Origin of the sequence: Janthinobacterium sp. NKUCC06_STL (assembly GCF_019345455.1) — a bacterium.
In the GTDB taxonomy this organism is placed as follows: Bacteria; Pseudomonadota; Gammaproteobacteria; order Burkholderiales; family Burkholderiaceae_D; genus Janthinobacterium; species Janthinobacterium rivuli.
The window spans coordinates 328,379-342,609 of the sequence record NZ_JAHKQY010000004.1; the positions used below are offsets into that span (position 1 = coordinate 328,379).

General features: G+C 54.2%; 12 protein-coding genes. 9 read left to right on the forward strand and 3 right to left on the reverse strand.

Translation table 11 applies throughout. The features are described from left to right. Position 1: 1 nt before the first annotated feature. Positions 2-1,405 (reverse strand): hypothetical protein, encoded by a 1,404-nt coding sequence (locus KO539_RS17090; protein WP_219310668.1) that lies wholly within the window; start codon positions 1,403-1,405, stop codon positions 2-4. Positions 1,406-1,547: 142 nt separating this feature from the next. Continuing rightward, entirely contained in the window at positions 1,548-2,450 is a 903-nt protein-coding gene (locus KO539_RS17095; protein WP_219310669.1) for a site-specific integrase, read from the reverse strand. Positions 2,451-2,671: 221 nt separating this feature from the next. Between KO539_RS17095 and KO539_RS17100 the strand changes: the two genes are divergently transcribed. Then, positions 2,672-2,992, forward strand: coding sequence for an H-NS family nucleoid-associated regulatory protein (locus KO539_RS17100; protein ID WP_128143008.1), 321 nt, complete (start codon positions 2,672-2,674; stop codon positions 2,990-2,992). A gap of 89 nt (positions 2,993-3,081) precedes the next feature. Continuing rightward, positions 3,082-3,642 (forward strand): STM3941 family protein, encoded by a 561-nt coding sequence (locus tag KO539_RS17105; RefSeq protein WP_219310670.1) that lies wholly within the window; start codon positions 3,082-3,084, stop codon positions 3,640-3,642. 169 nt (positions 3,643-3,811) lie between these two features. Here the strand turns inward: KO539_RS17105 and KO539_RS17110 are convergent, their stop codons facing one another. Beyond that, on the reverse strand, positions 3,812-4,138 hold the full coding sequence (locus tag KO539_RS17110) for a hypothetical protein (protein ID WP_219310671.1): 327 nt from the start codon (positions 4,136-4,138) through the stop codon (positions 3,812-3,814). A 665-nt stretch (positions 4,139-4,803) separates the two neighbouring features. On the opposite strand from KO539_RS17110, the gene KO539_RS17115 reads away from it, so the two are divergent. The 7 genes from KO539_RS17115 to KO539_RS17145 all read left to right on the forward strand — a co-directional run bounded on the left by KO539_RS17115 (position 4,804) and on the right by KO539_RS17145 (position 14,142). Continuing rightward, positions 4,804-7,914, forward strand: coding sequence for a type VI secretion system Vgr family protein (locus KO539_RS17115; RefSeq protein ID WP_219310672.1), 3,111 nt, complete (start codon positions 4,804-4,806; stop codon positions 7,912-7,914). Next, complete coding sequence (locus KO539_RS17120; protein ID WP_219310673.1) at positions 7,911-9,503, forward strand: hypothetical protein; 1,593 nt, start codon at positions 7,911-7,913, stop codon at positions 9,501-9,503. The genes KO539_RS17115 and KO539_RS17120 overlap by 4 nt, the downstream gene beginning before the upstream one ends. Before the next feature lie 37 nt (positions 9,504-9,540). After that, on the forward strand, positions 9,541-10,530 hold the full coding sequence (locus KO539_RS17125; protein ID WP_219310674.1) for a PoNe immunity protein domain-containing protein: 990 nt from the start codon (positions 9,541-9,543) through the stop codon (positions 10,528-10,530). A gap of 286 nt (positions 10,531-10,816) precedes the next feature. Then, entirely contained in the window at positions 10,817-11,053 is a 237-nt protein-coding gene (locus KO539_RS17130; protein ID WP_219310675.1) for a hypothetical protein, read from the forward strand. A gap of 6 nt (positions 11,054-11,059) precedes the next feature. Continuing rightward, entirely contained in the window at positions 11,060-11,800 is a 741-nt protein-coding gene (locus KO539_RS17135) for a hypothetical protein (RefSeq protein WP_219310676.1), read from the forward strand. Positions 11,801-11,841: 41 nt separating this feature from the next. Next, a complete protein-coding gene (locus KO539_RS17140) occupies positions 11,842-12,819 on the forward strand; it encodes a PoNe immunity protein domain-containing protein (protein ID WP_219310677.1) in 978 nt (325 codons plus the stop codon). A gap of 333 nt (positions 12,820-13,152) precedes the next feature. Then, positions 13,153-14,142, forward strand: a complete 990-nt coding sequence (locus tag KO539_RS17145; protein WP_219310678.1) for a PoNe immunity protein domain-containing protein — start codon at positions 13,153-13,155, stop codon at positions 14,140-14,142. Positions 14,143-14,231 lie beyond the last annotated feature (89 nt).

The following is a 14,231-nucleotide window of genomic DNA, read 5'->3' on the forward strand; positions in this document are numbered from 1 at the left end:
ACTAATCTCCCTTGGCTGGCGCTGCTGGTGTGCGCGGCGCGGATGAAGGGGTGTCCGACGCGCGCAGGCGGGCATTGACTTTTTCACAAAAGCCTTCCGGATCGTTCTGATAGCGTTCCAGTTCCGCCAGCACGCGTTGACGGCCGTTCGGGTTGCGCCGCCAGCCCGCTCCCCACTGGCGGTCTGCAAAAAGGCCAAACCGATCCTGCTCTACACCATAGGCCGCTGCCAGGTCAAACAGGGTGCGGATTGCTTCCTCTTCGTCGCAGTGGTTGGCCTGCTGAGGTGGCGCCAATGCCGTGGCGTCAGTGGCCGCTTTCTGCTGCATGGATGCTTCACTCTGTGCCGGTTGCTCCAGTGGCACCTCAAGTGCCTCATCGGGGCGGAGCTGCAATGAGGCAATGTCTTGTTGTTCCTTTTGCCCCTGCAGGATATGGGCGGCCTGATCGGCCAGGTGTAAAGCGCTTTCATCGTCATGCTGGATCAGGAGGGAAGAGACATCGATTGGTGCTTCCAACTCGATAATCCAGTGTGCACTGCGCACGGATTGCCCGGTTTTGGGATCGATATGGGAGACGTCGCGCAGCTTCTTACTGAAAAAGAAGGGCGTGCGGTGCTGATCGAGGAAGCCGGCCAGGCGGCCACCGCGCATGAACGAGATGGTTTCAAAGCGCTCGATGGCGCGGCTCATGGCATAAAAACTGTTCGTGTGCAGGACAAAGGCATCAATCGAGGCAATGCCTGGAATATAGAAAATGAATTTTCCGGTCAGATTACATTGCCGGTTCTGAAATTCCGGGCAGTTTTCGGGATCGCATACGCCATTGTTTTCTGGGCGTAGTTGTACTGGGCGACCGCCAAAGGTGCGAACCACGCGTTGGCTGCGCTCATCAAAACGGACGGGCGCATACATTTTGCAGTAGCGCGTATGGCCATCTGACGCATACTCGCTCCAGTAGCGTTTGTCATTGCGTGCCCAGGCGGCCAGCTCATGTGGCATGACCAATTGCCAGGTGTCGGCCGGGAAAATGACTGGAAAACGGTACAGCCGGATGACACCGTCGCCGCGATCTTCGCCAAACGTCGCCAAGATCTGCGCTGCCAGGGCCGGGTTGGGAAAGTCATTGGGCCGTACGGTGAACCAAGCCACATTTTTGGGAACAAGCGGTGTTTTGATATCCGGGAATGCCTCGGCAATTTTTTGTCCGATTTCTTCAAACGAACAGTTTGAGGCCAGCCCTTGCTCGTACATCGCTTTGGCTTGCGGATTGCTCGCTGCCGCCTTGGTAAGCACCTTGATGCCGGCGCGGATCGTGCCGCCCGTGGGAATGCGGGCCGGCCGTTCTCCAAGGACCGTTGGCGGAGCGCCTTGCGGCAGTGAGCGGTTGACGATTTCTTTGTCCATGATGGTCTCCGTGACGTGAAAATGAGCGATAAACCATCCTCTCATTGACCATTAGCGAGTCAACCCCGAGATCCTTGTCCAGACACCTTGCTACGGGGCGAGCGAACCTAGGTCGTTCGAGCGATGGCAAGATGGGTCGTGTTCAAGTGCCGGAGGTGCCTGGATGGGGTGGCTTGCCGGGACTTGTCGCCAGCAGGCGCCGCACTGTACCAGTGCGTGTCCCAAGATAAAACGCGATCTCGTCGAGTGTGCAGCCGTCGGCCTGCAACCGATGTGCAACAGATCGGCGCGCGCCCAGCACACCCAGACCAGGCTGATTGGCGTAGCGGAAGATGCGCTGCAAGACATCATGTAAACCCTTTTCGGCAGTGGCTTTCGCTGATGGCGAGGTAAACGATTCGCCACTCCGGCCGAGAAATAGGCTACTGTCGCCCTGAAGGCCTCGGTATTCTCTGCGATCGCTCACACCCCAACCAGCGGCTACGCGCCAGGCAAGATACGCGTCAAGCCAGTACAAGACTGTTGCGTCGTAAAGCAGAAGCGGACGTGCTATGCCATTCGAAGCGGCATTTGCCGGAAGCCACGATGGCGAGCGGAGCCTGCCCGCCGCATCGATGTAATCGGCAACGGTCAATCTGGCGATCTCATTCGGACGTGCACCGGTATGGATAAGCATGAGGAGAAGGGCGATATCGCGCTGTTTGCAGCGGCTATGCCGTGCCATATGCAGCACCAGCTGGTCAATGTGCGCCTGGGTAATGATCGGAAGTGAGGTTGTGGCCGCAGGTTTCGCCAGCGGCACGAAGTGTTCCAGCGCCTCCAGATAATCTTTTCCATGCGCGCGGATCTCATGGGCAGTGGGCGCACTGTCCTCGTCGATGCCGACCACACCAACGATGGACTGCAGCTCTCGCGCTAGATCGGTAACTGATTTGGACACCGTCGACTTCGTAACCCGAAACCGAGCTGCGATCTGGTCGTAGGTCTGCCCTTGAAGCATGGCGACAAGCCAGGTCGATGCCAAAGATGGGGGGCGTGGTTCCATATTTCTTCATTTGTGGCAACGGGGACCTTTGCTATTGTTCTCGGGCTCATCGCAGGACTCCAGCCGAAATTACCCGCTTTAGCTAGGTATTTCGATGGCACAAGGAGCAAGAAGACTGAAAGGGAACGTGGTAATTGTTTTAGAATGGCGTTGATTTGGCATGCGTGCTCAAGTCACATACAGGTGTCATTCATAATGTGTATTACCTTCAAGGAGTTCGTATGGATATCTCATCATTGTCACTGGTCGAGTTAAAAAAGCTGGAAGCGCAAGCATCACGGGAAATCGAGACACGCCAAAAAGGCGAACTAGAAAAAGCGCGTGCTGAAATGCTGGCGATTGCTCAGCGTGTCGGTATTCCGCTGACACAGTTGATCGCAGGCGTACCAAAAAACGGGGTGAAGGCGGGGAAGAAAGCAGTGGCTGCTCAGTATCGCAACCCTGATAATCAAGAGCAGCAGTGGAGCGGGCGAGGCCGCCAGCCGCTTTGGGTGAAATCATGGTTGGAGATGCATCAAACCCTTGATGGGATTCGTATCTAATGCTGATCTCCAACGGGGCCGGTACCGCTTCAGGATGTAGCTCAACCAGTCTCGCATTTCAAACCAACTAAATTCGACTGGAACCAACGATGGACTTGCTGATCTACCCTAAGAAGTCAACTATTGTGTACTTGACCGCCGGGTCCGCCCTATTCACCGCTGGCTCTTTGGGATTAGCTTTTTTCGGTGACGTCGGTTTTTTCAAGCAAGCGGTGTGCGTGGCGGGCTTTCTGTTTTTCGGTCTCTGCACCTATTTATGGGGTAAAAAGGCGCTCGATACTGGACCTTCCATGGTAATCGGCGACACCGGCATTGTTGATCACGCGTCCTCGCTTGCAGTTGGACCTATACCTTGGAGCGACATCGTCGCACTGCAGGTGCTGCTGGTCGAGGGACAGCGGTTCCTTGGCATTGATGTGCGCGATCCGCAACGTTATGCGCAGCGAGCCGTTGGCGCATTGGCCCGCTTGGCCGTGCAATCCAACTTGAAGAAGACGGGTTACGTGGTGCTGGTGCCGCAGATTTCCTTGGCGATGCCTTTAGAGGAAGTCATCTGCCACATCGAAACCCGGCTCGGCCGTACGGCCACGCGCAACGCCTTTACTTGCCAAAAAGGCGTCGCTCAGTCCATCCTGGAGCTCGTCCTATGAGCAAACGGGGCCGTAGCCACTGCCAGCCGTGCGCTGACCTCAACGGCACGCTGTAGATCGAGTCAGATCAAGCAAGCGTGCTCCTGTGTCGTTTGCTATCGCGGCGCCGACATTCGTGGGCCGGGGTAACGTCCGGGGGCGGGGTCAGGTCCGCCTTTCGTACACGTTCTCAGCCTTGGCCTTCTCGATCTACAGTAAGATGCGCATTATTAAATGCCGATACGGCCCGACTGACCGTCCTGCTCGACATGTGAAAAGCGGCGGCGATGTTGGGCATGGTAAAAGCGGTAGACAGATAAGCGCGTGCCATGGCCTCGTCTCTGTCGCTATAGCGGGCTTGATATTGCGCGGGTGACAATGTGACAGCGCGGCGCTGCTGCCTTGGCGTATCTTTGAATGCATCGGAACGCTGCGATTGCTGATGTGCCGAAACGAAGTCGTCATCGCCCAGAAGCATCTGGTGGCAGGTACGGGCGAGCGGACTAGTTTCGCTCATCCCGGCCGCGACCAAACGGCAACCATAGATAAATTCGGCGAGGGTATTTATGAGGGTATCGGTAACTGAATGGTTTGGAAAACACTGAAAAATCAAGCACTTAGCCAGCTCGTTGACAATTAGTGGGATCTTCCACCCGGCAGCGTAAGGTAACGCCGGGTCATTGAAACAGCTAAGCCCCTGATTTTTCAGGGGCTTTTTTTATTTTGTTTGGTAACCCCAAGCATCTCATGGCAGAACCAAGCACGCTTTTTTGTGGGTATTCTTAAGGGGACTCAACTTGGCGGAATCGACGCGCGACGCGCGACATGCGGCGTGTGGTGTACGAACGCGATCTGAAACGCCCATTTGGTAGTCTCACGCTACATGAGATTACGCATAACGAGTTGCGTTCCGTATGCGACGCCAGCCGGTCAACACGTGCCTGTCGTTCGACGGTCTCCACGCCCTAGTGAAACATGTCATGCACCAAGATCCGTTGTCTGGGCACCTGTTCGCGTTCTCTAGTTGCATGTGGGCCAATACGCAATGTTCTTGACGCCAAGCAAACTGGATCGTCTAATTGTAATTAGAAAGATAACATTTCTGTGATCTAATGCAAACTTGGATTTTTCGACCCCAATATCAAGATGCGATCGATTCGCATCCCAGGAGCATCTCCCCCTATGTCAGCGCTGCTCAACAGCTTCACTCAAGATACACGCGTGCTTGCGTTCAGCACGCCTATTGGCCGCGACAAGCTTCTTGCCGAATGCTTTCGCGGCGAGGAAGGACTTAGCCAGTGCTATGAATTCAAGGTCACTGCGCTCTCGACCGACGCGGGAATGTCTCTCAAATCGTTGCACGGGCAGCCGGTTCTGCTTGAACTGCTCACGGCCACGAGTCGCGATGACAAACGCCCATTCCATGGCCATATCACGTCGGCCGAACGGGCCGGTGCTGACGGCGGTTTCGCGCGCTACGTGTTCACAATTGGCCCCTGGTACGCATTCCTGGCTCATGGCCGCGATAGCCGAATATTCCAAGACAAAACTGTATTCGACATCCTCGATGCGATCTTCGGTGGTTGGCAGAACGTGGGATCCTTGGTGCCGGCGTGGCGCTACGACATCCTCGACAGAGACGTGTATCCGATCAGATCGCTGACTTGCCAGTATCAGGAAAGTAATATGGCGTTCGCCGAACGCCTGATGCGGGAAGAGGGCTTGTTTTACTATTTCGAGCACATCGGCAATGCTGAAAGCGCCATCCTTGGCTCCCACACCATGGTCATCGCCGACCATAATGGCTGTTTCAAACCAAATGCTCAGGCCACGATCAATTTCACGCAGCCTGGCGCCGTGATGAAAGAGGACAGCATGGACCGCTGGCGCACCAGCGTGCGCCTGCAAACGAACGCCATCGAGTTGTCGAGTTGGGATTACCGCACGACCGGATCGCGCCCGGTGAGCTCGGTCAGCGCCAATGGTCATGGCGGAAACCCGCTGGTCAGCCGCGACACTCCCGGCGCATACGCCTACGAGTCGATGAAGCAGGGCCAGCGTATCGCGGACAACCAGATGCAGGCGCTGGACGCGATGCGTGAGACGCACATCGGCGCAGGTACCGTGCGCACGCTCTCTGCAGGCACGACCATCACTCTCCATGGGCAATCGCAACTCGATGCTGCCAGTGTCAGCGGCGGCGACGACGCACGCACCTTCGTCATCGTGCGCGTGGTGCACCTCGCCCACAACAACCTGAGTACCGAGGCGAAGACAGAAATCACCGAACGACTGGGCCAGAGCGTACTCGACGTCCTTATTCAGAAAGAGCGCAAGAATAGTCTGCATGCAGTGGGCGCGGAGAAGGGCGAACGTCCCGTCTACCGCAACCGCATCGACGCCATCCGCAGCAAGACACCCTATCGCAGCAGCGGGCAGGATGGACATGGCCAACTCCTGAATCCGCGGCCCACCGTCCATGGACAGCAGACCGCAATCGTGGTCGGACCAGCCGGCGCGGCAACCTACACGGATCGTGATCATCGCATCAAGGTGCAGTTCCATTGGCAACGTGGAACGGGTGAGAGCGATCTGAGCCACAGCCGCCTGAACCATCCTTCGCCCGAGGGGCAGGCAGGTGCGCCCGCAAACGAAAAGGCCGGCACATGGGTGCGCATATCCACGCCGATGGCGCCGGTCGCGGGCGCCAACTGGGGCTCGGTCGCCGTGCCACGCATCGGCAGTGAAGTGGTGATCGATTTCCTTGACGGCGACATTGACCGTCCAGTGGTCATTGGCAGCCTGTACAACGGCAAAGGCCAGGACAACGCTCAGCACAATCAGGTGGCACAGGGTGCCGGCGTTTCGACTGGCAACGCGCCAGCATGGTTCCCGGGCGACTCTGGCGCGCACGCGCATCCAGCTGTGCTGTCGGGATTCAAGACACAGGCAATGAACACCAGTCAAAATGGCGCAGGTGCCTACAGCCAACTGGTATTTGACGATACGGCGGGTCAGTCGCGCGTGGCGCTGCAACGCCACGCCAACCCGCACCAAGGCACTGCCGAACTGAACATGGGGCATTTGCGTCACCAGAGCGACAACCAGCGTCTCAGCCCTGTCGGATTCGGTGCCGAGCTCAAAACGGAACATGGCGCCGCCATTCGAGCCGGTTCCGGCCTGCTGCTGTCTACCGACGCACGGCTCAATGCCAACGGTAGCCAACTCGATTCGCGCGAGGCCAAGGTACAGATCGACCAAAGCCTGCAATTGCAGACGGCGCTTGCGACAACGGCGCAAAAGCACAATGCCACGCTCAAGGACGACAAGGGCCAGGCCGAGCCAGCGCCCGAGAAGTTGCCATCGATTGCGCAGATGGCGCACAGCGTCAGCGTCATCGAAACGATGGAGGGCAACACGTCAAGCGGCGACGGTGCCGGCGGCTCCGGCAAGGTGACGGCCTACGCCGAACCGCATCTGCAGTTGTCGAGCCCCGCCGGCATCGCGGCGACCACCCCGGCCGACGCGATCATCATCGCAGGCAACACCAGTAGCATTACGGCCGGTCAGGACATCAACTTTGCGGCCCAGGGCAACAGCCTGTATGCGGTCAAGGCCGGCATCAGTCTGTTCACGTACGGCAAGGCGGACAGCAAGGACAAGCCGAACCAGGAAACGGGCATCATGCTGCACGCGGCCAGCGGCAAGGTGTCCAGCCAGAGCCAGTCGGACGAGACGCGCATCACGGCCGACAAGGCCATCACGGTGGCGAGCATGACCAAGAGCGTCACCGTGGCGGCCAAGGAGCATGTGCTGTTGACCTCACAAGACGCCTATATCAAGCTCGAAGGCGGCAACATCATGATCCACGGACCAGGGGCGATGACGTTCAAGGCCAGCATGAAGGAGCTGGCTGGGCCTTCTGCCTCTACTTCCATCCTGCCACCGCTACCGAAGATTGATCAGATCAAGAACTTCATCGAATTCAACCATCACTGGCCGGACTTGACGCCTGTCGCAGGTGGCGCGTACCGGGCCGAATTCGCTGATGGCACCGCATGTGTCGGCAAGCTCGACGCCAAAGGCCACGCCCGCCTGGAAAACATTCCGCAGGGCGCGGTCAAGGTCTATTTTGGCGAAGACCCTAAACCGTTCACGGCAGACAGCCCCAAAGACGCCGGAAAGACCACCTTGGAAAACGTGCAAAACGACTTGAAAAAACACGGCCAACCCACCGATCCAGACGATGTCGAGTCACTGCTGTACAGCATGGTTGGAAGGGATATCCAATGAGCGACGCACCTGCGACCACCACCCCTCAAGCGGGCGAGACACAAACCGACAGCGCGGCCATCACCAGCGCCATCGAAGAGATCGGCGTCGCCGTCGCCACCGGACTCGTCCCCTTCCTGGGCCAGGCGATCAATATCTACGACACCATCGACTGCATGCTGACGCTCCACAATAGCACCACGGCGGAAGATCAGATGGAAGCCAAATTCGACCTGGTCCTGGCGCTGGTGGGCTGGATACCGGGCGCGGGCGGCGGCGTCAAGAAGACCATCCGCATCGTCAACAAGCATCCGGAGCGCTTCGCGCCGATTCTGTTCGACGTGCTGCGCATGGTCTGCGACAAGGTCGGCATCCACACCAGCCCGGAATTCTTGCTCGACAAATTATTCGATGCGGCCGGCCTGAAAAAGCAGCTGGGCACAGTCCAGAGCGCGATCGAAGGTTCGTGGCTTTACGACGACCTGCCCGCCGAAGGACGGCTCGCCTTGAGCACCTGCATGAGCACGGTGCGCGCCCAGTTGCCGGCCATGGTGATGCTTGTCACGCTCAAGTTGACCCACTGGAAGACCAAGCAACGCAACAATGCGGCGCAAGCGACCGGGCCGCAAGGCAAGGTCAATCCGGTGGAAAAGAAGCCGGAAAAGAAGGATCCCAAAGTCGCCGAAGCCGGCCACAATGCGCCCACACATACCACATCGAACAATACGGTCAATGCCTCGATTGGTACGAACGTCATCGAGGGCTTGAGCAAAAGCCAGACCGGCATTGTCGGTGAGCATATTACCGATTATTTTCTGTATGAAAAATACGGCTGGGGCAGGGGATGGAGCCGACACGACATGGGCATGCAGGGCGAATGGAAAGAAATGCCCAGCAAGACCTTTCCTGGCAAACTCAACGAAGCGTCCCGGCTCAATCCATTGTTCGCCCTGAACGCGCATGGCACAGGGATTGATGCTGTGTGGAAAGTGCAAATGGGAGACCCGCACAATGGCGGCAAGCCGTACGCGATCGTGGAATCGAAAGCGTCAAGGGTGGGAAAGGCACCAAAGAACGCCTCCCGTAAGCCGGGCGTGAAAGGCAAGCTGTTGGACAATGCCAAGCGGATCAGGGACGCGGCGCTGCCGAAAACTGAAGAATTGCTCGAACCGGATACCAGCGAAGGTGAGCCAAATGGATCGCCAGTTCCGACTGGTGGTGGACGCCCTGGCAGACCTGGACGTGCTGGAGTAAAACCAAAGGAAAACGCGCCAGCAACAAAAGCGCCGGCAGCATCGAACACAGGAACATCGAGCGAAATTATTGTACAGATGAGTCGCGCTTGGATTGTGAAGAACATCAAGAGCGCCGTTGGACATGAATTAGCGGAGGATATAAAGAGAAATGGTTATTCGCGCCATCTTTTCTATACGCCGTTCTACCTGCCTTCGGCCGCAGAACATGAGAAGGCGTTGCTGAAGGACGAACGTGACAAGCACGAGAAACACACCGATCACGACATCCCATCCACACATCGACACGATGAACAAGAAGTGAAAGCGGCAGTTAATCACAAGTATGCCAAACTTGGCTTAAAGTCTGAATCATGAGCGCGCTTGATTAATCTTTACTTATTGGCTAAGAACTATGCAATTTCATGAAAAACGTAGGCAGCAATTCTTAAGCGAACATTATTTTTCGTTTTTTTGTAACTCGATAAAAAAGGCAATTGAATATTGGAAGCATAATTTGCCTCCAGACATAGAAACGGAAGCACTCGCAAGATCGCTCGCTGCGGCAGATGTTGCCGGGCAAACTTGCGACCTTTTCTTGCTTCGATACACAGGCGGGGAATCGCTAGATCTATTGCGCGACGAGCTCGTCGGCGTAGTCGAGGCCTATGAAATATCCGCCAGATATAAGCGAGATTTCCAAGAAAAAGAAGATTTTCCTGTGTTTGCCTTCCAAGAAATCGATGACTTTGAAAGAATTGTTCAGCTACTTGGCTTGGCCATATTGTTGCATCGACGCGAGCTGATACCCCGCATTCATTCCTTAGTTGCCAATTCGGCCTATGACGGGCAAGATGCGATGTATGAGGAACTTGTCAGCCATGATATAGCTGATCGTCCTTATTTAGAGGCTTGGTATCACCAATTCCCCTATCTACACCTCCTCAGCGCAACTGACTTGGAAAGCTCCCAAGAAAAAATAGACCAAATGCAGCAGTATCTTAAAATTTGGTACAAGTCGATGGAAAAGACGCCATGGCATGATAGTCATTTTTCAATGACAGAGGAAGGTGGCGCCTATTTCGGGTACTGGGCAATTGAGGCCGCCGCAATTGTTTATCTCTACGACATCAACGACAGCAGTTTTCGTGACCACATTGTCTATCCAAAAGACTTGGTGGATTTTGCCAGGGAGTTCGATAAACAAGCCATATCTACATTTTTGGTACCCGAAAAACTGCGTGTTGAAGGCGGCAACCCATGCCCCCAAACCGGCTACTGGTTCACCCCTGCCATCCCCGACAGTCGCCGTCATTTCGAACAAGGCGCGGTCATGCCTGTATCTGCGGATTCGCAGTATGGCGCGACCATCTGGCAATGGAGTAGTAAGCAATTACCGTTATAAGCGAACAGAGGGGTGAGGTACCCAGACTTTTTCGGCCACTCCTGTTTGGTAAACTTTTCCCACGGGGGAATTGATGAAGCGAGCAATAACATACACCCCGGAGCGGTGAGCAGCGGTGGGCCGATGTAAGCTCCGAACAGCCTTCTATGATCGCGGAGCCCAATTGCCGCCTGCATCGTCGCTTGGTGGCGCGCCGATAGGTGGTGCGGTCGGCTAGACCTCGAAGCGTGGTGAGCAACGCAACAATGCGGCGCAAGCGACCGGGCCGCAAGGCAAGGTCAATCCGGTGGAAAAGAAGCCGGAAAAGAAGGATCCCAAAGTCGCCGAAGCCGGCCACAATGCGCCCACACATACCACATCGAACAATACGGTCAATGCCTCGATTGGTACGAACGTCATCGAGGGCTTGAGCAAAAGCCAGACCGGCATTGTCGGTGAGCATATTACCGATTATTTTCTGTATGAAAAATACGGCTGGGGCAGGGGATGGAGCCGACACGACATGGGCATGCAGGGCGAATAGAAAGAAATGCCCAGCAAGACCTTTCCTGGCAAACTCAACGAAGCGTCCCGGCTCAATCCATTGTTCGCCCTGAACGCGCATGGCACAGGGATTGATGCTGTGTGGAAAGTGCAAATGGGAGACCCGCACAATGGCGGCAAGCCGTATGCGATCGTGGAATCGAAAGCGTCAAGGGTGGGAACGGCACCGAAGAATGCCTCCCGTAAGCCGGGCGTGAAAGGCAAGCTGTTGGACAATGCCAAGCGGATCAAGGACGCGGCGCTGCCAAAGTCTGAGGAATTGCTGGAGCCGGATACGAGCGAGGGCAGCGATTCCGCCGGGGCGGGGAAACCAGGCGGCAAACCGGGCGGGAAAGGAGGGGGCGGAAAGCCTTCAGGCGGCAAGCAAGCGCAGCCGAAGCGGGATGCGCCAAGTGCCGGTATATCGCCGGCATCGAAGAGTAGCGGAGCAGAGCAGCCACTCGTGCAGATGAGTCATCGGTGGATAGGTAAAAATCTATTCTCGGCAGTCGGCCGCGTTCTCGAAGTTGATATCAAACAATTCGGGTATTCGCGTCACCTTTTCTATACTCCGTTCTATCTGCCTTCGGCCGCAGAACATGAGAAGGCGTTGCTTGAGGATGAGCGAGGCAAGCCCGAGAAACATGCCAATCACGATATTCCATCCACGCACCGGCACGATGAACAAGAAGTGAAGGCAGCCGTTAATCACAAGCTTGCAAAGTTGAGCTTAAAATTTGAGTCATAAGAGTATAAACTATTTTAATGAAATCTAATTAGGTACACAACATGCAATTCCATGAAAAACGAAGGCAACAATTTTTAAGCGAAAGCTATTATAATTTCTTTGCGGACTTCATAGAAAAAACAATTTTGCATTGGCGCGATCATATTCCTGCCAATGCTGGCTCGGAAGTATTTGGTCGAACATTGGCATCAATCGATGCTGCGAATCAAACATTTGATCTATTTATTCTTAAGTACACGGGCGGTGAGCCGATAGATACTTTTCGCGATGATTTGACTAAAGTTATTGAGGCTTTCGAGCTGAACACAAAATACGAACGAGAATATTCAAACGATCCTAATTTTCCGCCGCTTCGCTTTTCCGAAATAGACGATTACGAGCGCGCAATGCAACTCATTGGGTTGTGCTACCTACTGCATCGCCGCGACTTGTTGCCACGATTGGCAGCAATGCTCGATGGCGCTTTTGCGGGCAAAGATACGCTCTATGAAGACTTGTTTGCATATGAACTCAAAGATCGTTATGAAGTCGACGAGTGGTACCACGATAAGCCGTATCGTGACCTGATTAACAGCTTTTATCGGGAAGCGCCGGAAGAAAGTATTATGGATATTGACAGATATCTGAAGGCTTGGTACCAGTCAATGAAGAAAGCTCCATGGCACGACAGTCATTTAGATACTAGCGAGGCCGGTGGCGCATATAGCGGTTACTGGGCCATTGAAGCAGCAGCTGCGGTGTATCTTTTGGATTTGGATGACCGCAGTTTTCGAGATCACATCGTATACCCCAAAGACTTGGTGGACTACGCCAAGGATCTCGATAAACAGGCAACGCCTACGTTCTTGGCGGTAGAAAAACTGCGTGTTGAAGGCGGTAAACTATGTCCCCAAAAAGGCTTCTGGTTCACGCCTGCCATTGCAGATAGTCTTCGTCATTTCGAACAAGGCGAGATCATGCCGGTATCCGCCGATTCACAGTATGGCGTGACTATTTGGCAATGGTATACTGAGCAATGAATGGACGATCCCATTGTTGGAAGGAGAAAAACCATCAATAAGCTAATAAGCCAATAAGTTGATAACCAAACAGCTATTTTGTATGCAGACATCCGCAGATTCGAAGTATGGCGCCACCATCTGGCAATTGAGTACAGAATACAATTCCCGCTTATGCAATTCTATGAAACTTGAGCCGTAAAATACTTCGAGATTCTTGGAAATACGAAAATATTTCAATGCATTGACTCCAATTCAATGTTCCCGGAACTAGGATGAGGCAGGCGCGAAACGGCACTTGCAAAAAATTTCTTTGCGTACCTGTCCAATATGAAAATTCTTTAGGTGAGCCTTATGCAATTTCATGAAAAGCGCAGACAACAATTTTTGAGTGAGCAGTATTTTGAGGCGGATATTCAACATGCGCTTGACATAAGCATTCCAGGTCTATTGCAAGTTCTTAATGCCGCTGATAGCGATGCAGAGGATCGAAGTCGCGTTTCAGGAGTAATCGCATATATTACATGCAAGAACTTTTTTTTAAATTACACGGCAGGCGAATCAATAGCAGTTTTGCGTGATAGTTTTATTTCGGTTGTTGAGGCATACGAACGTGCCTCACGATATTATCGTGAGTATACAAAAAGCTCTGATTCACCAAATTTCGGGTTTCAAGAAATAGATGATTTTGAACGAATCATCCAACTCGTTGGTTTAGCTATTTTATTGCATCAACGCGAACTTATTCCACGCATCCATTCCTTAATCTCTAACTCCGTCTATGACCGGAAAGATGCGATGTATGAAGAATTGATTGGACATGATTTGCCAGATCGCCCGTTTCTTGATGCCTGGTATCACCAATTGCCATACCTGCATCTTCTCAATGCGACGGACGAGGAAGATTCAGAAGCAAAGATTGCCAAAATGGAGCAGTACCTAAAAGTTTGGTACGCTTCTATGAAGAACGCTGGTTGGCACGATAGTCACTTGGACGTGAGAGAAGATGGTGGCGCCTATTTTGGTTATTGGGCAATCGAGGCCGCCGCAATTGTTTATCTCTATAATATCAAAGACAGCAGCTTCCGTAATCACATTGTCTATCCAAAAGACCTGGTGGATTTTGCCAGGCAGTTCGATAAACAAGCCATATCTACATTTTTGGTACCCGAAAAACTGCGTGTTGAAGGCGGCAACCCATGCCCCCAAACCGGCTACTGGTTCACCCCTGCTATACCCGGCAGTCTTCGTCATTTTGAACAAGGCGAGATCATGCCTGTATCCATGGATTCGCAGTATGGCGCGACCATCTGGCAATGGAGTAGTGAGCAATTACCGCCATAAGCGAACAGAGGGGTGAGGTACCCAGACTTTTTCGGCCACTCCTGTTTGGTAAACTTCTCCCACGGGGGAGTTGATGAAGCGAGCAATAA